The following is a 23,320-nucleotide window of genomic DNA, read 5'->3' on the forward strand; positions in this document are numbered from 1 at the left end:
CAAATGCGCCTGCGGCACTGCGTTTGCCATGTCGTCATGCGTGGTGGTGAGTCGCAGCGTCATGGCGCGCCAGGATGAAACTGCCCCGACGCTTGCAACTTTCGGTGTCTGCTGCGACCGTGGCTGGGGGCCTGGGCGGGAGCACACCACCAACGTGACCCGGACGCGCAGGGGTCGATCGGCCAGCACGACGCGACTTGTCTTGGGCCGAGGGCGGTGGGTGTCCCCCGCAGCGAAATAAAGGAGGAGGCCGAAGGCCGGGGGACATTCGCGGAGGGGCATACCCGCCGCCCTCGGCCCGCGCCCCCATCCGGGATTCGGACCGGCTCAAGTCAACGCCTCCAGCAACGCAACATCCATCGTCGCCGGGCGGCGGCTCGCCTGCGCGAGTTGCGCCGAGAAGTCGCCCGGATAGGCAGGGTGCGCCGCCTCGGCGCGGCGGCCGTTGGCTGGCTGCCGCGTGGTGCCGGCACGCTCGTGCAGTTCGTCGGCGCGGGTAGCCAAGCGTGGCCAGCGCGGCATTGATCTGCGCCTGCGTGCCCGACAGCGTGAGCGCCTGCGTGCCGTTGGCGCCCGCGCTCACCGTCGCGCCGCCGGCCAGGCTCACCGTCAGCGTGCCGCTGTTCACCGTGAGCCGCGTGGTGGCCAGGTTGCCGTCCACGTCGTTCACGCTGATGAGCTGCGCGCCGGTGAAGGCCAGCGAGGTGTCCTCGTCCACCGTCTGCGTGCCGGGCACGTGGTTGACCGGCGCATCGTTCACCGGGATCACGGTGATGTTGACGGTGCCGGTGTCCTGCCCGCCGAAGCCGTCCTGCACCACGTAATCGAAGGTGACGGGACCGTTGTAGTCGGCCGTGGGCTGGAAGCTGAGGGTGCCGTTCGCCGCCACCAGCACCACGCCGTGCGGCACGATCACGGCTTGCACGCCGCCGGAGAGCGTCACGCCGTTGACCGAATAGACACTCAGCGGGTCGTTGTTGGCATCGGTGTCGTTGGCCACCAGCGGCAGCGCGAGGGATGTGTCCTCGTTGGTGCTGAAGGTGTCGTCCACGGCCACCGGCGCCGTGTTGTTCGACGTGACCGCGATGGTCGCGACCGCGGCTGGCGACACCAGGCCGGTGCTGTCGACCACGTCGAAGATCAGCGTGCGGTTGCCGGTGGTGACATGCCCCAGCGTGTCGCGGTAGGCGATGCCCCGCACCAGGGTGTCGAGGTCGGCCTGCGGCATCGCGCCGCCGCCGTTGCGGGTGATGGTGAAGCCGCCGGGGGTCGTGTAGGCCGCCGAGAAGGTGGTCGCGCCCACGGTGAGCGTGCGCGTGCTGTTGGCGTTCAGCGGGAAGTCGATGCCGCCGATGGTCAGGATCTCGGCCGCGCCGTCGAGGATTCCAGACGCCACCTGGATGTGCATCGTGAGCAGGTCGTTCTCGCCCGCGTCGTTGACGTCGGCTGCGGCGGTGGCGATCTTCACGGCGGGCGCGCCGTCGGAATAGTTGACCGTGTTGTTGCGCGCGGTATCGGCCGCACTGGCCACCGAGTTGAGGTCGATGAAGGGTCGGTTGGTGTTGTCGCGGTAGTCGAAGTCGGCGCTGAGCGGCACGGCGCCGGCGCCCGTCGGCGTGGTGTCGCCGTCGGTGTCGGCCAGGGTGAAGGTGGTGCCGTTGTAGACGGCGCCGGTCACCTTGTAGCCGTTGTTGGGCGTGCCGCCCTCGAAGATGTCGAGCAGGCCGTCGTGATCGGTGTCGGTGGTGCTGGTGATCGTGGTCGGCAGGCCGTCGCGGCGCTCGGCGATGTCGGGCGTGCCGTCGTTGTCGCTGTCGGGGTCGAGGTAGTCGGGGATGGCGTCGGGCACCGGCGCGGCGGCGTCGGTGTTGACCGGGGTGAGGCCCTTGCTGAGCGTCGGGTCCGTGCTCGCGGTGTTGGCGTCGTAGCGGTCGTCCAGGCCGTCGCGATCCACGTCGGTCATGGCCGCGCCCTGGCCCGACGGCGCGATGTAGCCGGCGGTGGTCTGCGCCTCGATGTTGTCGGGGATGCCGTCGTTGTCGCTGTCGAGGTCGAGGCTGTTGGGCAGGCCGTCGCCGTCCGGGTCCTGCGCGGCCGTGATGGCTGCCACCTTGCGTACCTCGAAGCTGTCGAAGCCGAGGTAGTTGTATTCACCGGTCGGCTTGATCGAGACGACGATCTTCGGCGAGTTGGTCGTCGCGGTGAAGGTGATGACGTCCGCGGTCCATGTCTTGGGGACGTTGCCGGTATAGGTCATCGAAGCGCCCTGGTAGGCGACGCCGTCGATGGTGAAGATGAAGTTGGTGCTCTGGCCCACCGGTGTCAGGCCGGCCACGCCGCCGAAGATCTCGTTGTAGTTGATCTGGACCTTGTCCCCGACCTGGATGCCGGCGGACACGGGAATGGTGCGGGTCATCGTCTCGTCGGCAGAGCCGCCGTAGAGACCGATGAAGACCTGCCCGTCGGCTGCGCCCGGCACGCCGTTCATCGCGCCGGCCCAGAAGCCCGTTCCGGTGAGCGAGAAGGGTCCCTTCCAGGTGTCCGGCGTGCCGGCCACCGGCGTCCATCCGGTGCCCGTGATGTTGCCGTTGAGGCTGGCGGTGTTGGTGCTCTCTGTCCATGCAACGCCGACCGCGCCTTCGTTCGAGCCGTCGACCAGCGAGGGCGGCAAGGTGTTCTCGACGGTGTCCAGGATGCCGTCGTTGTCGTCGTCGATGTCGGTCACGTCGGGCACGCCGTCACCGTCGCTGTCGAGCAGCACCGTGATGGTCGTGGTGTCGGTGTCGGTCAGTGCCCCGCCGCCGGTGTTGCCGCCGTCGTTGGTCAGCATCGTCAGCGTGACGCCGCCCGTCGCATTGGCGGCCGGGCTGTAGACCGGCGCCGCAGACGAAGCGAGGTAGGCGTTGATGCTGGCCAGCGTGCCGCTCAGGGTCAGCGAGGCCGTGCCCGAATTGGCCACCGTCACGCCCGCGCCAGACGCCGCTGCCAGGGTGCCGCCCGACACGCTCAACTGCACGCTGATCGTGCCGCTTTCGGCGTCCACGTCGGCGACCGACAGGCCGGTGAGCGCGATGCCGCGGTTCTGGGCGCCTGAGTAGCCGGCGGCCGGAAGGGTGTTCACCGGCGCATCGTTGACCTGGACGATGGCGACGCTGGTCACCGCGGTGTTGGAGTCCGCGCTGCCGTCGTTCACCGTCACCAGGATGGAACGCGCGGCGGCGGGCGGGTCGTCGGAAGTCGATTGGTAGAAGACCTGGCTGAGCGCCGTGTTGTAGTTGGCCTTGGTGGCGCTGCCGCTGAGCGTCAGCGTGAAGCTGGCCGCGTCATAGCTCGCCGTGATGCCGGCCGGCAAGGCGCCGACTACCGACAACACGTCGCCGGCCACGCCGTTGCCAATCACGACCTTGGCCGACGCCATGTTGGCGTTGTCCACGTCGAGGATGCCCGGCGTCGGCGCGATCGCGACGGCCGGGCCGTTCTCGGTGTAGGTGGTGAGGTACGGGGTGTCCACCGGACGCACCTGCACGTCGTCGAGCAGCAGCCCCACGCCATCGCCCGGCTGCACAAAGGAGCCGCCGGAGCTGCCGATCGATGTGAAGCGGATGAACGTCGTGGCATCCGTCGCGGTGAAAGTGACGGTGTAGGTGTTCCACGCCGATGTGGTGGTGAAGTTGAGCAAGGTGACGCCTTCGGCCGCCACGAAGCCGAAGTCGGCGGTATTCCCGTTACGCTTGGTCGCGATGAAGGAGAGCCGGTAGGTCTGGCCCCCGACGGTGTTGAACGTGGTCTGGTCCCAGGTCGGCGTGGACTGCGGCGACATCGCGGCGCCTTCGACTTCCAGCACCTTGGTGCCTGCGCCGGACGCGGGCGCGCCGTAGGACGAGACAGGGTTGGTTTCAAACAGGGAGCTGTTGGTGGACCAGGCCTGGCCCCCGTTCTCGAACGATCCATTGACCACGACGTCGCCGGCGAGCGAGAGGATGGGCGGGTCGTTCACCGCCACGATGGTGATGGTGGACGTCTCGGAGTCGGTGAGCGCGCCGCCGGTGCCGGTGTTGCCGCCGTCATTGGTCAGCATGGTCAGTGTCACCGGGCCGTTGATGTTCGCGTCGGGCGTGTATACCGGGGCGAGGGCCGAGGCGAGGTAGGCGTTGATGTCGGCGAGCGTGCCGCTGAGCGTCAGGGTCAGGCCGCGGTTTGACGCGGTGGCCGTGACGCCGGCCCCGGAAGTGGCCGACAGCGACCCCGACGCGACGGTGAACTGCACGCTGATGACGCCCGCCGCTGAATCGACATCGGCGACCGACAGTCCGGTCAGCGTGAGGGGGGTGTCCTCATTCGTGGTGAAGGTGGCGGGCAGCGTGTTCACCGGTGCATCGTTCACGGCCGTGACCGAGGCCGACACCGTGTCGGTGGCGAGCGAGAAGGCGGTGGTGGTGCCATTGGTCCGCGTGTCGGCCACGCCGCCGTTCGTGCCGCTGGTCGTGTCCCATGCGCGGAAGGTGAGGCCGGGGTCGACGCTGCCGTTGAAGTTCGGGCCCGGCCGGAAGAACACGCGCGAGCTGCCCGCGTTGGTCAGCAACAGCGCATTGGCGTCGGACACGGCGGGCATCACCAGCCACGTGGAGCCGTTGTTGATCGAGTAGTACCAGGTGCCGTTGGCGGTATCTGCGGCGGTGATGGCGATGCCCTTCACGGCGCCGCTGTCCACGTCGGTGACGTTGGCGCCGGCGATGGCCGAGACCAGCAGGCCGACGCCACCGGTGGGGACGGCCGCGTCCTCGAGCACCGAGGGCAATGCAGGCGCCGCCGCGGCCGGGTCGAGCACCGGCGCATCGTTGACCGCGACGACCGTGATCGTCTTCGTGTCGGAGTCGGTCAACGCGCCGCCGGTGCCGGTGTTGCCGCCGTCGTTGGTCAGCATCGTGAGGGTGACGCTGCCGTTGAAGTCCTTGACCGGGGTGAAGACCAGCGGCGTGCCGCCCGCCAGCAGCGAATTGATGTTGCTCAGCGTGCCGGAGAGGGTGACCGAGCTGGTGAGGTTGCCGGTGACGTTGACGCCGCCGCCCGCGGGAGAGAAGAGGGTGCCCGAGGTGACGCTGAACGTGACGGTGATGGTGCCGCCGGCCGCGTCGACGTCGGTCACGGACAGGCCGGGCAGCAGCACGTTGGCGTCTTCGTTGGTGGTCCAGGCCGCGGCGGGCAGGTTGTTGACCGGCGCATCGTTGACCGCCGTGACCGAGGCCGACACCGTGTCGGTCGCCGCGGAAAACGCCGTCGTGCCGCCGTTCACCGCGGTGCTCGCGAGCGTGCCATTGGTGCCGCTCGTGGTGTCCCAGGCGCGGAAGGTGAGGCCCGGGTCCACCGTGCCGTTGAAGTCCGCGTTCGGGCGGAAATAGACGCGCGTGTTGGTGGTGTTGAGCAGGAGCGCGCTCGCGTTGGAGACGGCGCCGATGGCCGTCCAGGTCGAACCGCTGTTGATCGAGTAGTACCAGGTGCCGTTGGTGGCGTCGGCGCCGGTGATGGCGATGCCCTTGACGGCGCCCGCGTCCACGTCGGTCACGTTGGCGCCGACGATGCCCGACACCAGCAGGCCCACGGCGCCGCTCGGCAGCGCGGAGTCCTCGTTGACCGCGGGTAGCGCCGGCGCGGCGGCGGCGGGGTCGAGCACCGGCGCGTCGTTGGCAGCGGCGATGTTCAGCGTCACGGAATTGGTGTGCGTGCCGGTGGCGTCGCCCGCCACGGCCGAGGCGATCTGCACCGTGCCCGTGCCGCTGAAATCCTGCGTGCCGGTGAAGGACATGCCGTTCAGCGCGGCGTTGACGGCGCTGCGCGTGCCGAAGAAAGTCATCGCCCCGTCGCTCGTGCCGTCGCCCACGGAGAAGGTCAACCCCGCGATGCCCGACAGGGTCATGGTGCCGTTGGTGCCCGTGAGCGTGATGGTGGTGATGGGGTTCTGCCCCGCCAGGTCGCCGTCGATGTCCACCACCTGGATCGCATTGCCGTTGGCGGTGGAAAACACCCTGGGCACGTCTTCCGTCGCGGCCTGCGCCGCCGGCACCTGGTTCGAGGACAGGGCCACGTCGACGTTGTTGACCAGCAGGTTCATGCCGACCGAGCCGTTGACCGTGGTGTTCGACGTGGTGAAGGGGATCGAGTTCGTGTAGTTGCCGGTCAGGCGGATGGCAGCCATCGAGGCGCCGTTCCCGGCGCCGGCCGTGAAGCTGACGGTGCTGCCATTGACCACTGCCCCCACGTTGTCGTCCAGGATGGTGATGTTGGCCGCCGGCACGCCAGTGAAGGTGACCGTGTAGCCGGTCAGGACGAAATTCAAAAGAATGATCGGGTCGACCAGCGTGACAGCGCCGCCGGTCGGGCTCGTGAACGAAATCGACGCCGGGTAGCTCGTGCCGTTGGACGACGCATTCACGGCGAGGCTCTGGACGCCGTTGCCATTCACGGCGCCCGTCGCCACGCTGTCGCTTCCCGGCGACGCCGCGTAGTTGACGCCGTAGCTCACGCCGCCATTGGAAGCGCCCGGACCGGTGAAGGAATCCATTGCGATGTTGATGACGCGCGCCGTGCCGCCCGCGGTGGGCGTGAGGGTGATGGTGCCGACGCCCTTGCCGTCCTGCGTGGAGTCGCTGGTCCACGGGATGATGGTCGGCGTGTTGGCGGCCAGTTCGTGGTTCCAGTCGGGCGCCGCGACGGCTTTGGTGTCGATGACGCCGATGTGCGTCTCCAGCACCCAGTCGCCGCCGAGGCTGGCCGCGCCGGTGTCGTTGGTCGACGCCGCGATGTCGGCATGCGTGATGTTCGCCAGCGTGTTCGCGGCTTGCAGGCCGATGTCGCCCGCGCTGAAGTCGCAGCCGTAGATCAGGATGTCGCCGTGGACCGCGAGGGCGTTGCCGATGGTGACGAGGTCGTCGTGGTACTGGCCCTGCATGCTGGCCGTGGTGAGCACCGCCGTGCCCAGGTCGAGTTCGCCGGCCGAGCCGTGCGCCAGGATGTGGATGGCGCCGATGCCGGTGCGCCCGGCCAGCGCCTGCGCGATGTCCTTCACGCCGTCGGTGCCGGGCTCGATGTAGTGCACCTCGGCGTTCGCGGGCAGGGCGGCCACGAGTTGCGCCACGTCGGGCAGGTCGTGTTCGACGAAGTAGACCGCGGGCGCCGTGGCAGCCGGTGCAGCCGGCGCAGCGGCCGCGGGCATCGCGGCGGGCGGTGCCGCTGGCTGTGCGGCGGGCGGGTTCGCATGCTCCAGCGCCTGTGCCAATTCCGCCGTGGAGGCTTGCGCGTCGTGCGCGGCCTGCACGCCGTCGGCATGGTGGTCGGGCACGTGCGCCGCGGCGGTGGCTGCGGCGGCGGCATCCAGCAGGACGCGCGGCTCGAGTGCCTGGAGATGCATGGGCAACGAGAGGTCGGTCGCGCTCCGGGCCCAGTCGACGTGGCGGTGATGAGGTTGATCGCGTTTGAACATTCAACTCCAAGCCTTGTTGCACGTGTCAACGAATCGTGTCGGCAAGGTGGATATTGCGCTTATCCGGGCGCTTGCACCAGTGCCGGCAGGCGTCCTGAAGCCAGTGTGAAGCGGCGCAGCCGACCGGGCACGCTGCTGCGCAGCGCCTTTCCCGGCCAGGTCGCGGTCCCTTTGCAATCGGACGATGGCATACCCACGTCAACCGAGGGCGTCCAGCAGTTCGGCATCGACTTCGACAAGCCGGCTGCTCGCCTGCGACAGCTGGCTCGCGAAGTCGCCCGGCGACACGGGCCCGGCCGCATCGGCACGGCGCTCCCCGCGCGGCTTGAGGTTGCTGCGACGTTCCTGCATCACGGTGTTGGCAGCGTCGATGTCCACGTTGTGCACATGCGTCTCGCCATTGCGGCGTTCCACCGTGATGCGCAGCGAGATGCGCTCGGTGCCTGCGGGCGGATCGATCAGGATCAGCCCGCTCGGGTCCACGCGGATCCAGCCGGGCAGCGGCCGGCCGTCCGCCAGCGTCGCGCTCACGCGGCGCACGGGCGCCTTGCCGGTGGAGGCGTCGTCCACGCCGATCAGGATCTGGTGCCCGTCGGTGTTCATCTCCAGGATCACGTCCGTCTTGCCCGGCGTCCCGAAAAGCCGCAGCGAAGTCGCCACGGCCAACTCGTTGCCACCAAAGCGGGTGCGCTGCGGATTCCAGAGGCTGAAGCGGGTGCGGTCGCGCAGCGCGGTGTCGCGAATGACCGAGGCGAGCGGGCGATAGAACGACGGATCGCCGGTGACCATGCGCGAAGTCGCCAGCTCGGTGCCCCCGAGCGAGTCGATGCCGTTGACGGCCGCCACCACCGCGCCTTGCGCACCTTCGAGCGGCACGAAGGACACGTCGCGCATGGTCGCCGGGGCGGTGTCGGTCGGCCCGTACACGAACACGAAATCCCTGTACACCGGCGCTTCGCCGAGTGGCCCGGGGAGCGGTTCCGGAGCCGGCGGCTCCGGCTCCGGCACCGTCACCGGCGGCGGCGGGGCCACCTCCACCGACACCTTGCCCGAGGTCTCGCCGCCATGCCCGTCGCTTACCGTGAAGGTGGTGGCGGGCGTCGTGCCCGCATAGCCCGGCGCAGGCGTGAAGACAAAAGTGCCGTTGGAGCCCATCACCACCGTGCCGATCGGCTTGGCGTAGCTGTCGCCGGGGGCCGAGGGCGCGTCGTCGATGATCTCGATGGCCAGCGTCTTCGGGAAGCCCGCCGTGTTGTTGCTCTTGGCGTCGGTCATGGACAAGGTGGTGCTGTCGAAGACCTGTCCGCCGGTGTGGTCGGCCCTCACGTTCAATGTGAAGACGTAGTCGACGACACCGCTGGCGGGGTCGAAGCCGGTGAGTTGCAGTACGCCATGCGCCATGACGATGTCGGCCGATGGGGCTGCGGTGCTGAAGCCTTGCAATTCCGCCGCAGTGAAGGTGGTGCCGCCTACCGTCAGCGTTACCAGCGGGAAACCGGGCGACACGACGATCAGGAAGGTGCCGTCCAGCGTCTGGCCCGCGCCCGGCGCGCTGCCACCGGCCAGGCCCGATTCGAGCACCTGGCCGTCGCTGCTGCCCGCATCGTTGAGACCGACGATGGAGGGCACGCCCACCACGTCGATGCTCAGCGTGGCGGTGGCGGGGCTGCCATCGCCGTCCCTGATCTGGTAGGTGAAGACGTCGGTGACCTGCTGGCCCGGCGTGAGTGCGATCACGGTGGCGTTGGCGAAGTCGGGGTTGTAGGTGTAGCTGCCGTTGCTGTTGAGCGTGACGCTGCCGTAGGTGCCCGCGAGCGTCGTGCCGAGGTTGCCCGCGACCGGCGTGCCGGTGCCGGCGATGACGCCGGTCACCACCGGCGTCGCGGGGCCGTCCGCACCCGCGGTGTCGGCGACGCCGTCGTTGGTGTTGGGATCGGTGGCGTCCTGTGCGCCGGTGAAGACATTGCCGCCCGCCACGCTGCTCGGCTGGCCGGGGATGTTGATCGCGACATCGATGTCGTTGCGCGCGATGGGGGTGTCGTCCAGGATGTTGATGGCCAGCGTGCCCGGCGTGGTCGTGTCGCCATCCGCATCGATGGTGGTCAGCACGAAGCCGTCGTTCACGGTGCCGCCGCTGTGGTCGGCCGCGCTGGTCAGCGTGTAGGTGTACGTCGCCACGCCGGCCGCGCTGTAGCCGGTGATCTGCAAGGTGCCGTGGGCGCCGACGATGGTGATGGGCGCGCCGGGCGTGGCGGCGCTCAGTTGCGCCGTGGTGAGGGGCGCGCCGCCGTTGATGCGCAGGCTCGTGAGGTTGGCCGGCGGGCCGAGCGTGAAGGTGCCGGTGGCGCCCAGGCCGGCGCCGCCCGCGTCGCTGCCGCCGGGCAGGGCGCTCTCGCGGACCTGCGCGTCGGTGCCGGCCACGGTGCCGTCTGCGAGGCCGCTGACCGCCACGTCGTCCGGCACCGGCGTGACGGTGATGGGCACGGTGCTCGTGCCGGTCAGCGACGTGCCGTCGGTGGAGCGCACCGTGAGGGTGTCGTTGCCGTTGAAGTTCGAGTTGCCCTGGTAGGTGAGCAAGGCCAGCGCGGCGTTGATCTGCGCCTGCGTACCCGACAACGTGAGCGTGCCGCTGCCGTTGGCGCCCGCGACGATGGTGGCGCCGCCGGCCAGGTTCAGGTTGAGCAGGCCGTTGCCCACGCTGAGCTGCACCGTGGCCAGGTCGCCGTCGGGGTCGTTCACGCTGATGAGGCTGGCGCCGGTGAAGGCCAGTGGCGAGTCTTCGGGCACGGTCTGCGCGCCGGGCACCGTGTTCACGGGCGCGTCGGGCACCGGCGTGACGTTGATGGCGACCGTGTCGGAGTCGGTGAGCGCCGGCGTGCCGGCATCGGTGGACAGCACCGTCAGCGTGTCGGGGCCGTTGTAGTTGGCGTTGCCCAGGTAGCTGAGCGTGGCCAGCGCCGTGTTGATCTGCGCCTGCGTGCCCGACAGCGTCAGCGTGCCGGAGTTGTTGGCACCGGCGCTGATGGTGGCGCCGCCGGCAAGGCTCACGAGCAGCGTGCCGTTGGCGACGCTGAGCCGCGTGCTGACGAGATTGGTGTCCACGTCGCCGACGCTGATCGTGTTCACGCCGGTGAAGGGGAGCGAAGTGTCCTCCGCCACGGTCTGCGCGCCGGGCACGGCGTTGATCGGGGCTTCGTTGACGCGGGCGGTGACATTGATGATGCCGGTATCGGTGTCGGTGAGCGCGCCGCCGGTGCCGGTGTTGCCGTTGTCGTTGGTCAGCATCGTGACGTTGACGACACCCGTGAAGCCGGTCGTCGCCGTGAAGACGGGCGCAGACGCCGATGCGAGGTAGGCGTCGATGTCCGCCAGCGTGCCGGTCAGCGTGACGGAGGCAGAGCCGCTGCCGCTCACGCCGACCACGCCGGAGGATGTGGCGGCAAGGGTGCCGCTGCTGGCCGTGAGCTTGACGGAGATCGGGGCGCTGGCGGCATCGAGGTCCGACACCGACAGGCCCGTGAGCGGGATGCCCCGGTTGGTGGGACCGGTCCAGCTCGCAGGAATCGTGTTGACCGGCGCATCGTTCACCGCGATGACCTTGACCGTCGAGATGGCAGGCGTCGAGTCGCTTGTGCTGTCATTGGCGATCACGCTGATGCTGCGATCCACCGTGCTCGGGTTCTCCGAGGTCGACGAGTAGCGGATCGCGCGCAAGGCGGTCTGGTAGTCCTTCAGCGTCGCCGCGCCGGACAGCGTCAGCGTGAAGGTGCTCGCGTTGTAGCTGGCGGTGATGCCCGCCGGCAATGCACCGGAGACAGCGAGCACGTCGCCCGCCTGGCCGTTGCTGACGATCGCGCGCAACGAGGCGATCGATGTGCTGTCGTTGTCCAGCACCTGGGCGTCGGCGCTGGCGATGGCGACGCCCGCGCCGTTCTCGGTGTAGGTCGTCGCGTAGTCGCTGGTCTGGAAGTGGACGTCGTCGAGGATCAGGCCGACACCGTCGCCGGGCCCGCGGAAATCGCCGTAGGTGAAATCGGGCTGGCTCGTCGAGCCGTCCGACGTGATTCGCACCAGCGTCGTCGTGCTGGTCGCGGTGAACTTGACCGTGTAAGTCGTCCACGCTGCACCGGTCGTGAATCGCAGCACCTCGGCGCCATTGATCGACATGATGCCCCGGTCTCCGACCGTGATCTGGGTCCGCGTGGAAGCCTGGATCGAGTAGTAGTAGGTCTGGCCGACCACTGTTGCAAGGCTCTGCTCGACATACGATGGCACGCCCGTAAAACCACCTTCCACCTCCACCACCAGCGTGCCATCGGCGGCGCCGGCGCCTGGGTTGTACATGCTGCCGGCGCCGACCTCGAACCCCGCATTGCCAGTCCAGCCCGTTCCACTGCCGGTCTCGAAGGAGCCGTTGACCATGGTGTTGACCGCGAGGAGCACGATGGGCGCCGCGGCGGACGGTGCGAGCACCGGCACGATGGGCGGCGGGGCGGGAACCGCGGGGACGACGCCGATGCCGATGGTGTCCGTGCTCGCGGCCGCGCTGGCGTCGCGCGATGTCACGGTGAGCGAGTCGAGCCCGATGTAGCCCGTGTCGGCCAGGTAGGTCAGGGTGCCCAGCGTGGCGTTGATCTGCGCCTGCGTGCCGCTGATGGTCAGCGTCTGCGTTCCGCTGGCACCGGCACTGATCGTGGCACCGCCCGTTGGCACGACGTTGAGCGCCCCGTGCGTCACGGTGAGCTCGGTGCTGCTCAGGTCGCCGTCGGCGTCACTGACACTGATGGCGTTTGCGTCACTGAAGATCAATGCGGTGTCCGTGCCGATGATGCGGAAGGAGGGAACGGTCTGCACCGGCGGTGCGAGCACGTGGTCCCAATCGGGTGCCGCAACCGCCTGGGCCTCGATCGGGCCGGTGTGGTCTTCCAGCACCCAGTTGCCACCGAAGGCCGCGGCGCCGGTCGTGTCGGCCGACGCGGCAATGTCGGCGCCGCTGATGTTGCCGAGCAGTTCCATCGCGTGCAGGCCGTCCGCGCCGGCGCCGAAGTCGCAACCGTAGAGCAGGATGTCGCCATTGGCCGTCAGGCTGCGGCCGATGGCGACCAGGTCGTCGTGGTACTGGCCCTGCATGCTGGCCGTGGTGAGCACCGCCGTGCCCAGGTCGAGCTCGCCGGCCGAGCCGTGGCTGATGATCTGGATCGAGGCGATGCCGGTGCGGCCCTGCACGGCCTGTGCGATGTCCTTGATGCCGTCGGTACCGGGCGCGATGTAGTGGACCTCGGCATTGGCGGGCAGTGCCGCCACGAGTTGCTGCACATCGGGCAGCGCGGCGTCGACGAAGTACAGGTCGGTGGCAGGGGCGGCGGTCGCGACCGGGGTAGCGGCGCTGGCGACTGGCACGGGCGCAGGCGTGGGCTGTGCCTCAGGTGCCGGCGGCGCGGCAGGCGGATTCGCATGGGCCAGGGCCTGCGCCAGTTCCGCCGCCGAAGCCTGCGCGTCGTGCGCGGCCTGCTCGGCATGCACCGGGTTGTCGGCCACCACCTTGGCGGCGGTGCCGGCGGCGGCCGCATCCAGCAGCACGCGCGCTTCGAGGGCATGCAGGTGCATCGCCCCGCGCATGTCCATGGACGCGGTCATCAGGTCGACTTCGCCGTGGCGACGCTGTGGGTTGCGATTGAACATCTGACTTCCCCTGCTGCCTTGCGGCTCGTGGTCATTCGCGCGCTGTCAGGCGGCGCCCTCGCGTACCAGCACATGCGCCACGCGTTCGAAAACGCGCACTGCCAGGCTCTGGTACGCACCCTTGAGTTGAAGTTCGCCGCGGATCTCCATCGGCGCTGCGTTGTCCGGCCGCGCGACGGCGGCAGTGACTTCGAAAGTGGCGTGTTCCGCCTTGGCCTTCTTGCCTTCGAGCCGCGCCGCCACCGGGCCGCCGTGCACCGAGGCCAGCACCCAGTTGTCCAGCGTGTCGGACGCGGCGGCGCCGATGCGGCGCACCTGTGCATCCAGCGGCGGCATCATGCGTTCCTCGTCGACGAAGCGGCCGCTGTTGCCCTCGGCGATGCGCTCCAGGTCTTCGCTGTCGACATAGCCGCGCGCTTCCAGCACCTCCGGCCGGCCGACCAGCACGAGCTGCGTGCGCGCATCGATCCAGCGGCCGGGGTGCAGCTCCAGCGCGACGTCCATCACCACGCCGTCGATGGGTGCCTGCACCACGAGGCGGGCGCGTTCGCGTTGCAGCCCGTCGATGCGGTCGCGCTCCATGCGCAGTTCGCGTGCCAGCACCAGGCTTTCCGCGCGGTCCTTGATGTCGGAGGTGCGGCGGGCCATGCGTTCGTCCAGCAGGCGGGCGCGGTCGCGCGCGGTGGCAAGGTTCTGGTCCAGCTCCGGCGCGGAGAGGCGCAGCATGACCTGCCCGGCCTTCACGTGGTCGCCGGGCCGCACCAGGATCTCGTCGATGCGCGAGGGCTGCGGCGCGAAGGAGGGCACCTGCTGCGCCGCGGTGAGCACGGCGGGGACGCGCACCTTGTACGGCAGCGGCACCACGAACACCGCGATCATCGCCAGCACCACGAACGCCGTGACGCGCACGCGCGCACCGCTCTCGCGCCGGCGCACGAGCCACACGCGAACCTCCCGCCAGATCGGCAGCACGATGAACCAGCCCATCTCCACCGCGAACATCACGATGCCCAGGATCTTGAAGAAGAAGTGATACACCAGCAGTGCGATGCCCAGAAACAGGAAGAAGCGGTAGATCCACACGGCGAACGCGAAGCCGATGAAGAAGGCGCGCGTGTGGCCGTTCGGCGTCGGCGGCGCCTTGTCGCCATAGCCGAACAGCAGCTCGCGCAGCCACCACTTGCCCATGGCAAACGAGCGCTCCTGCAGGTTCGGCACGTTGACGAGGTCGCTGAACAGGTAGTAGCCGTCGAAGCGCATCAGCGGATTGCAGTTGACCGCGATGCTGAGCACCCAGCCCGTGGTGGCCAGTGCAAAGGCCGCATGGCGCGCCGGCCCGTCGGGTACCAGCACCCAGACGTAGGTGGCGATCACCGCGACGATCAACTCCACCGCCATGCCGGCCGCGTCGATGAGCACGCGCTGGCGATGGCTGCGCAGCCGCCATGCATCGGTGGTGTCGGTGTAGAGCACCGGCATCATCACGATGAAGGCCACGCCCATGGTCGTGATGCGCGAGCCCATGCGCACGGCCGCATAGCCGTGGCCCAGCTCATGCAGCGTCTTGACGAGCCCCAGGCTGATGCCGAAGGTGACCACGCCTGCGGCGGTGAACATCTCGGGCAGCGTGCTGCGAAACGCCTCCCACTGGCGCGAGACGAGGTAGAGGCTCAGCAACCCAGCTGCGCCGAGGAACCACCAGAACGCCGGATGGAAGATGAAGCCGACCGCATGCTGCGTCGCGCGCAGGAAGCGGTCGGGCCGCGCCAGCGGCACCTTGATGAACAGGTAGCCGTGGATCAACCGTTGCCAGATCGGCCGATCGCGCATCCTCGCGCGCTGCTGCTCGACACGCGACCATGTCACTTGCGCCACGGCTTGCAGCAGTTCATTGCGGTACAGGAACTCCAGCAGCGTGATCACGCTCTTCTCGCTGAATTCGCGGCCGAGCTGGGTGGCGGCGCGCGCCCGCAATTCGTCCACAGTGCCGCCGCTCCAGCACGAGAGCAGGTCGACCGCGTCCTGGTCGACCTCGAAGAAGCGTTGCGCCAGCGGGTCGTGGATCTTCCAGGGCTGGTGCCCGTCACCTTCGCCTTCGATCAGGCGGAGGTCGGGGCGCAATGGCGGCAGTACGCGCTCGCCCGGCGGCGGCGGGGCCTTCGCGGCTTTGGTCATGTCGGGCCGCAGCGTGTCGTCCATGGCTCACATCCCCGTCCATTGCCGCACGGCGGTGATCGGGCGGCGCAGCAGGTAGAAGAACAGCGTGACCCGTTCGCCATAGACGCGCGCCGTGCCGCGCAGGCCGAGGCGCGCGACGGGCCCGGACGCATCGACCGCGCGGGCCGTGACCACATAGCTGGCGACGCCGGCCGGATCGGTCTCGGCCTTGTAGGCGGCGCGCACGATGGTGGCATCGAGCGGATGCAGCGGCGACGCATCGAGGAACACCCGCGTCTGCGCGCCCTCGCGCAGGTTGACCGCATCGGCCACCGGCACCTTGAGCTGGAACTCGACCTGTGCCGGATCGGCCACGCGCATGATGGCCTCGCCGACCACCACCGGCCGCCCGACCCAGTCGCGCGGATCGCCGAAGAGCGCCACGCCGGGTTGCTGCGCCTTGATGACGGCCTTGGCGAACATGGCCTGCGCATAGTCGCGTTCGGCACGGGCCACGGTTTCCTCGGACTGCGCAATGGCGAGTTCGCGCTTGGCGGTGTTGTCGTCCATCGATGCCTGTTGCAGGCGCAGCATCTTGGCGCGCGCCACCTCGAGCTTCTGCTGCGCCACTTCCGAATCGCTGCGCAGCGTGGTGTCGACCAGCTGCACCAGCGGGTCGCCCGTCTTCACCTGCGCGCCGGGCTCGACCAGGATGCGCTCGACCACGCCCGCGACCGGCGCGGCCACGACGAAGGGGTCCTTCGGCGTGACCTCGACCGGCGCCAGCGTCGTCAGCGGCACCGGCACGAAGGCCAGCACGGCAGCGATCAGCGCCAGCACCAGGCCCAGCCGGCGCAAGCGCCGCGGCCAGTCGCGCGAGGGCTTGGCGCGGCCTTCGATGGCGCTGGCGCCATGCGCGTAGGCCTGCGCGACGCGCGCGGCGAGCTTCCTGTGCGTGTCTTCCCATTCGGTGTCGCGGGCCAGCAGCCAGCCCGCATACGGCGGCATGCCGGCATCGGCGATGGGCACCCACATCAGGTGCCGCAATGCGGCCTCGGCGGTGCACGGATCCTGCGGGTCGGCGTGCGTGGGCAAGATGAAGCACTCGATGGCCGCGCGGTCCTCGCTGGCGGACCAGAGCCTGCCGGCGAGGTCCTCGTACCAGCGCAGCATCGGCGCATCCCGATTGACCGCGGCCAGCGCCGAAACCGCGACCGCATGCCATCCGCCCGACGTGTCCTTGTGCAGGGCATCCTGCTTCCCGCGGTCCAGGCGATGGCGCGGCTCGAAGACGAGGGCCTGGCCAAAGGGCAGCAGCACCACGGGTTCGTTGGCCAGGTGCGTCCACAGCGCCTGGCGCGTCCTGCATTGCCGCAGGCTCCCTTCGATGGTGATGAGGTGCAGGAGCCCGGCGCCGGGCGCTGCCTGTCCGGCCCCCGGGCTGGCGGCGCCCAGTGGCCCGGCGGTGCTTGTCGGCTTGCCTTCCCGTGCCACCAGCCTCGGCTTGGCCACTGTCTTGCCAGCCTCGATCGCCACAGAATCCTGGACTTCCTCGTTCTGGCTCATGACATGTTCAGCGACTCGTGCCGCCGCTCCCTGTAGCCGGTGTCTTCACGGCAGCGACGGCTTCGAGCCGCGCCTGCCCGCTCATGCCCGGAAGCACGGAGGCCGGCACCGAAGGCACCTTGCAGATGATCTTCACGGTCTGGCTCACCGCGTCGACCGCGCCCGAGATACGGTCGACCACCACCTTCACCGTGTCGCCGGTCTCGTCGACCTTGAAGTCGAAGCTGGAGCCCACCTTGAGCCAGCCCAGCCACTTCGACGGCACTACCATGTGCAGCTCCAGCGGCCCGTCGCTCACGATGCGGATGAGCTTCTCGTTCGCCGGCGGCGACTCGTGCGTGCGCGCCAGCGTTTCCACCACGCGCCCGGCAAAGGGCGCAATCACCCTGCAGCCCGTCATGCGCTCCTGGATCGTCTGCGCCTGCGCGGCACGCTCCTTCTGCTTGAGTCCGGCGATGTCGGCGTCGGCCTTGCCCGTCGCGCCCATGCCGAGCAGCTCGGCCTGCACCGACGCGTTGCGCGCCTCGGCCGCCTCGCCCGCACGGGCGGCGCGCAGGTCCGCGGCAAATCGGCCGCAGTCGAAAGTCACCAGCGCCGCGCCCTTCGGAAACCGATCGCCTTCGCGATACGGCATCGCGGTGATGCGTTCAGACACCGTGCTGGACAGGACGGCTTCCTTCTCCGCGCGCAAGACGCCGCGCGCGATGCTGCCGTCGGATGCCGCGCCGCTTGCGCCCGCCTGCGTCTGCGCAACGACAAGCGTGGCGGCCAGGGCAAGGCACGGAAGCAGCGCAGCCGCGGCGAAGGTCGCCGTCGTTGAACGGGCAAGCATCATTGCGCGCTCGTCTTGGCGAGCGAGTCATCGCGCTGTGCCCACAGGTTGCGTAGCTTCCCCGTCAGCACGCTCACCGGATCGCTGCTGCTCATGCTGGCATCGATCGGGTCGACGCCGATGGAGGCATAGATGTTGGCGTAGGCGTTCTGCATGTCCGCCAGCGCCACATCGAGCCGCACCTCCGACACCACAGTGTTCATCTGCTCGCGGATCAAGGTCTGCCGGCTGAGCTTCTCGGCCTTGAAGCCGGCATCGAACTGCTTCTCGATGCTGTTCTGCACCTGCAGGTAGCGGCCCGCCGTGTCGAGTTCGCGCAGGCGGAACTCGTAGCGTGCCCGGCTCACCTGCAACTGCGTGGCCACGGCCATCGTCAGGGCCTGCGCGCGTTCGTCCAGTACGTCGGTCTGCGCCTGCACGCGGGCACGGTCGACCGGCAGTCGGAACACGTTGAGCAGGTTCCAGCTCGCGCGCGCGCCAGAGGCCGCCCAGCTGCTGTTGTAGAGGTAGCTGTTGTCGCTCCAGTCCGCACCGATGAACAAGCGCAGGCTCGGCAAGGCGCGAAGGATGGCGGCCGTGCCTTCGCGGTCGTTGCTGCGCATCTGGTAGGCGACCTCGCGCAACTCGGGCCGGTTCTCGATGGCCATGCGCAGCATGTCGGCGCTGTCCATGCGTACCGCTTGCCACTTGGTCGAGCGCGAAGGAAGAACCACCTTGTACGGGGTGTCCGGCGGCAGGTTCATCAACGCGGCAAGCTGCTGCTTGGCCACGCTGAGTTCGCGAGCCAGCGTCTGCGCTTCGCGGCGGATGCTGAGCAACTCGCGCTGGTAGCTCAAGGCCGCCAGCGGTGCCGACTGGCCGCTGCTCTGTTGTTGCTCGGCTTGTGCAAGCGCCTCCTGCGTCACCCGCTCCAGTTCGTCGATCTTGCCGAGCAGGCGCTCGGCGCTGACGGCGCGCCAATAGGCCGAGCGGACGTCTTCGACGATGCGGTTGATGACCTTGCGCTTGCGCTCCTCGGACAGCATCACTTCATCGGCTGCCTGCTGCGCACGCACGTACGAGAGGCCGAAGTCCAGCACATCCCAGCTCAACGTGACGTCGGTCGCGAACACGTCGCGATCGCTCGATGTCGACGGCTCCAGGCTGATCCTCCCGGTCGTGATCGACCGGCTGATGCCGCCCGATTCGTTGTTGCGGCCGGAGTAGTCAAGGTTGACCACGAGCTTGGGCAGCATGTCGAAGCGCTTGAGGTCGAGGTCCTTGGTGCGAAGCGCCTGGTCCATCACCTCGACTCGATAGTCGAGGTTGTACTTGATGGCGCGTGCCATGGCTTCGTACAAGTCGATCGGTCCAGTCACCGGTTCCTGGTCCGCGGCCATGCGCGAGACCAGCGCGGCGGAACGGTCCTTGTTCTGTTGGGCATCGAGTGTGGTCGGTGTGATCGAGCAACCGTTCAAGTTTGCGCAGATCAGAACGATGCCGGCTGACACTGCAGACAACGAGCGTCGGGGTCTACGACGAACTTCGAGCAAGGGATGGGCCGATCGATTGCGGTCGATATTCGACTTGGTTGTCATTGACATGGCCCACCTCATTAATGTGTTATGGCGCGCAGGTTAACGCCCACTTCTCACGTAAGACATAGCTCAAGAAACTATTCAGTGACAAAGTCATACAGCAGCCGCAAAAGGTTCCGATGAACAGAGCGCAGCATCCTGCGGCACCTCGAAAGGTGCCTGTTCGCGTCAGGAAGCAACGTCTCGGTGTTTACCGATGTGTCAAGCGGAACGCTTGTGGGCGCCTTCTTTCAGGGAGTCTTCTTGCAACTCGACCTTCTCCTCCACTTCGCGCCCCAGGAAATAGTTGAGGAAGGTCCGTATCACGGCAATCGCACCCAGGTGTCCGAGTTCTTCCCAGGTCGGCGAGAAGGAGGTATTGACGATGTCCGCTGCCAGCTGGAACGTGAGCCCGGCCACCAGCCACCGTGCGAAGGTCAGCCACACAGCACGCCGCTGATAGTCGAGGTTGCGGGAGCTCCTCGCCATCCATATGCCCGAGATCTTGAGCAGCGCCCCGAGCGCACCCGCGGCGATGAAGAACACCGCGCATGTCTCGATGGCAAGCGAGACGAAATGCGCCCACGTGTGCAGCGTGATCTCGAGGTGTTCCAGGTCCATCCGCGAATCCTTTGTCAGTGAAACGGGCCGGCCTCGAAGGTCATGCTGCATATGGCCAGGATGCCCAGCAACAGCAACAGGACCGCGATGATCAATGTCATCGAGACCGGGAAATGACTCTCGGCATGCACCAGCCCGAGCGCATGCAACTGCGCGCGCTCCTTGCGCAGGCCGCGCATGAAGTTGACGTGATAGACGATGCCCAGCACCAGCATCCCCAGGCCGAGCCACACCAGCGCCTCGCCGAAGAGGCGCGGCGCGTGGCTGCTCTTGAGCACCTCCGCATCGCGCAACTTCTGGAACACCTGGAAGATCGTGAAGCCGAAGCCGATCAGGGACAGCGCGGTGCGAATCACCGACATCAGCGTGCGGTCGGCGCTCAAGCGCGTGCGCTGGAACGACATGCCGGTGCGGCGCGACGACAGCTCGGTGGAGGCTTCCTCGGGCGTGAGGCCCACCGGATGGATCCTTTGCGGTGCGGGATCGGACGTGTCGACCATGGCGTCCTCTACTACGTCGGCCCTGCCGCGCGCGAGACGCAGCGAATGCCCAGGTGGCAGGTCGACGTATCGACTTCCTGCGGCATGCGGGCGGCGGGGCGATAGCGGCGGCAGTAGTTCGGCGCGCAGAGATAGGAGCCGCCCTTCATGACCTTGCGCGGAATGCGCAGGTCGGCCGCCGCGCGCGGGTTGTGGCTGTCGTCGGCGTTGCCGCCACGCGGGTTGGTGAGCGTGCAGCAGGGGTGCGCGATCTTGCCGTGGTCCTGGTACCAGTCGGTGGTCCATTCCCAGACGTTGCCTGTCATCTCGTGCAGGCCATAGCCGTTGGGCGGGAACGAGCCCACCGGCGCCGTCCATTCGTAGCCGTCCTCGAGCAGGTTCTGCCACGGGAATTCACCTTGCCAGGTGTTGGCCATGTGGCGGCGTCCGGGCGTCAGTTCGTTGCCCCATGAATACTCGGCCCCATCGAGGCCGCCGCGTGCCGCGAACTCCCATTCGGCCTCGGTCGGCAAGTCCTTGCCGGCCCACTTCGCGTAGGCCTGTGCGTCTTCGAAGGCGACGTGCACGACGGGGTGCTTCCACAGGCCCTGCAGTCCGCTCTTCGGTCCGCGCGGATGCTTCCAGTTGGCACCGGCCACATAGGTCCACCAGTTGTGGTGGTTGTCGAGGTCCACGCGCTGCGCGGCCTTCTGGAACATCACCGACGAAGGCACCAGCATGGCCGGATCGGCGCCTGGATAGTCGGCCGCGTTGGCCGGCCGCTCGGCCAGCGTGACGTAGCCGGTCGCATCGACGAAGCGCTTGAAGTCGGCGTTGGTGACGGTGTACCTGTCGATCCAGAAGCCGTCGACAGTGACGCGATGCGCCGGCGCCTCTTCAGGATAGTGGTCGTCCGACCCCATCTGGAAGGTCCCACCGGGGATCCACACCATGTTCTCGCCGGGCGGCGCGTGGGTCTTTTCCTTCAAGGGCTCCGCTTGCAAAAGATCGTTCAATTCAATGGTCCTGGTGGCCGACGCGACGCGCATCGATGGGCGTAGGTTGCCGCCGACGAACCGCATCGTCAATAGATTGCAAGATGGCCAATTTTTCGTCTGAAGCAGTGGCGGCGGCTACTAGTCTTTGGTGCAGGCCCTGGCGTCCATGCGCGGGCTGCGCCATGAAAAAAGCCCCCGCTGCGGCTGCAGCGGGGGCTTTTTTCGATGCGCTTGCGCGCATGCGCGAAGCGGCGTTATGCGACGACGGCGGCGGGCTTGACCGCGCTTGCCCCGATGCTGGCGCTGGCGCTCGCTTGCGCCTGGACGCCGCGGATCATGTCCACCGCCTTCTCCGCAATCATCACGGTCGGCGCATTGGTGTTGCCGCCAACGACCGTCGGCATGATGGAAGCATCGACGACGCGCAGGCTCAGCAGGCCATGCACACGCAACTGCTCGTCGACCACCGACGTGCGGTCACTGGCCGGACCCATCTTGCAGGTGCCCACAGGGTGGTATTGCGTATCGGCGCGATTGCGGATGTCTTCTGCGATGGCCCGGGTGTCGTTGCGGTCGACCTTGTAGAGCATCTTGCCGCGGTACGTGTCGAAGGGCTTGGCTTCCAGGATGTCCATCTGCAGCTGCACGCCCTTGACCAGCAGGTTCAGGTCGCGCTCGTCGTCCAGGAACTTGGGGTCGATGAGCGGTGCGGCGCGTGGGTCGCGGCTGGCCAGCTTGACGTGGCCGCGGCTGTACGGACGCAGCACTTCGATGTGGCACGAGTACCCGTGTCCGACATGCAGCTTGCGGCTGTGATCATCGACCAGCGCGATGACGAACACCATCTGCAGGTCCGGCACCTTGACGTCTGGCGACGAGCGAATGAACGCGCCGGATTCCGCGAAGTTGGAGGTGACAAGGCCGGTGCGGCTCTTCTTCCATTCGGGCATGGCCGACGCCACGCGCGCACCACCGCGTGCCGAGACGCCGAAGGTCTCGTGCTTCGAGCTCGTGCGATAGCTCTGCACATGGTCGATGTGATCCTGCAGGTTCTCGCCGACGCCAGGCAGGTCGTGCACGACCGGGATGCCGAGCTTCTGCAGTTCCGCGGCGGGACCGACGCCCGACAGCATCAGCAATTGGGGCGAGCCGAACGCACCCGCGGTGAGGATGACCTCGCGGCGTGCGCGCACCTGCTTCTCGACGCCATCGACCGTGTACGCAACGCCGACTGCACGCTTGCCTTCGAACAGGATGCGGGAGGTCAGCGCATGGGTGCGAACCGAGAGGTTGAAGCGCGACAGGTGGGGCGTGATGTAGCCCTTGGCCACGCTGTGGCGCTCGCCGTTCTTCTGCGTGACCTGGAACATGAACGAGCCGAACTGTTCGGCGCCGTTGTAGTCGCGCGTATTGGGCACGCCCTTCATCGCGCAGGCCTCGAGGAAGACCCTGTTCAACGCGCTCGGGTTGCGCACTTCCGCTGCGTTCAACGGGCCGCCCGTGCCGTGGAAGGGGTCGTCGCGAAAGGTCTCGTTGTTTTCGGCGCGCTTGAAGTACGGCAGGATCTCGTCGTAGGACCAGCCGGGGTTGCCGAGCGAGGCCCAGTGGTCATAGTCCCACTTGTTGCCGCGCACATAGACCATCGCGTTGATGGAGCTCGACCCGCCGAGCGTCTTGCCGCGCGGCTGGTAGCCCTGGCGGCCGTTCAGGCCCTTTTGCGGGACGGTCTTGTAGGCATAGTTGTTGAACGGAATGGGCAGCATCGCCACCACGCCGATCGGCGCATGGATGAAGACGCTCTTGTCCGGTCCGCCAGCTTCCAGCATGCACACGCTGGTGCTGGAGTCCTCGCTCAATCGAGAAGCGACGACGCAACCGCCGGAACCGCCGCCAACGACGACGTAGTCAAATTCTTCAATGCTCATGGTTGTGTCTCAGTTCTCTCGTGGATC

The 23,320-nt window shown here is 68.0% G+C and carries 10 protein-coding genes; all 10 read right to left on the bottom strand.

Translation table 11 applies throughout. From position 1 onward, the window contains the following. Positions 1-34 precede the first annotated feature (34 nt). A complete protein-coding gene (locus HCU76_RS18550) occupies positions 35-7,477 on the bottom strand; it encodes a DUF4347 domain-containing protein (RefSeq protein ID WP_218510279.1) in 7,443 nt (2,480 codons plus the stop codon). 198 nt (positions 7,478-7,675) lie between these two features. After that, positions 7,676-13,159, bottom strand: a complete 5,484-nt coding sequence (locus HCU76_RS18555) for a DUF4347 domain-containing protein (protein ID WP_218510280.1) — start codon at positions 13,157-13,159, stop codon at positions 7,676-7,678. A 45-nt stretch (positions 13,160-13,204) separates the two neighbouring features. Beyond that, positions 13,205-15,358: an HlyD family efflux transporter periplasmic adaptor subunit gene (locus HCU76_RS18560; protein WP_218510281.1), complete on the bottom strand. Its 2,154-nt coding sequence runs from the start codon at positions 15,356-15,358 to the stop codon at positions 13,205-13,207. 3 nt (positions 15,359-15,361) lie between these two features. Beyond that, the gene (locus HCU76_RS18565) at positions 15,362-16,882 is read right to left on the bottom strand and encodes an efflux RND transporter periplasmic adaptor subunit (RefSeq protein WP_218510282.1); all 1,521 of its coding nucleotides are present in this window, start codon (positions 16,880-16,882) and stop codon (positions 15,362-15,364) included. A gap of 7 nt (positions 16,883-16,889) precedes the next feature. Continuing rightward, positions 16,890-17,717 carry an efflux RND transporter periplasmic adaptor subunit gene (locus HCU76_RS18570; RefSeq protein WP_218510283.1) on the bottom strand — a complete coding sequence of 276 codons (828 nt, stop codon included), beginning with the start codon at positions 17,715-17,717 and terminating at the stop codon, positions 16,890-16,892. Next, positions 17,714-19,171: a TolC family protein gene (locus HCU76_RS18575; protein WP_256354279.1), complete on the bottom strand. Its 1,458-nt coding sequence runs from the start codon at positions 19,169-19,171 to the stop codon at positions 17,714-17,716. Before HCU76_RS18575 ends, HCU76_RS18570 begins: the two co-directional genes overlap by 4 nt. Before the next feature lie 321 nt (positions 19,172-19,492). Next, entirely contained in the window at positions 19,493-19,891 is a 399-nt protein-coding gene (locus HCU76_RS18580; RefSeq protein WP_213957335.1) for a DUF1622 domain-containing protein, read from the bottom strand. Positions 19,892-19,905: 14 nt separating this feature from the next. Continuing rightward, positions 19,906-20,391, bottom strand: coding sequence for a YidH family protein (locus HCU76_RS18585; protein WP_218510284.1), 486 nt, complete (start codon positions 20,389-20,391; stop codon positions 19,906-19,908). 11 nt (positions 20,392-20,402) lie between these two features. Next, the gene (locus HCU76_RS18590; protein ID WP_256354280.1) at positions 20,403-21,386 is read right to left on the bottom strand and encodes a formylglycine-generating enzyme family protein; all 984 of its coding nucleotides are present in this window, start codon (positions 21,384-21,386) and stop codon (positions 20,403-20,405) included. Between the two features lie 236 nt (positions 21,387-21,622). Next, complete coding sequence (locus tag HCU76_RS18595; protein WP_218510286.1) at positions 21,623-23,293, bottom strand: GMC family oxidoreductase; 1,671 nt, start codon at positions 23,291-23,293, stop codon at positions 21,623-21,625. Positions 23,294-23,320 lie beyond the last annotated feature (27 nt).

It is taken from the genome of Variovorax sp. dw_308, assembly GCF_019207085.1.
Classification (GTDB): Bacteria; Pseudomonadota; Gammaproteobacteria; order Burkholderiales; family Burkholderiaceae_C; genus Variovorax.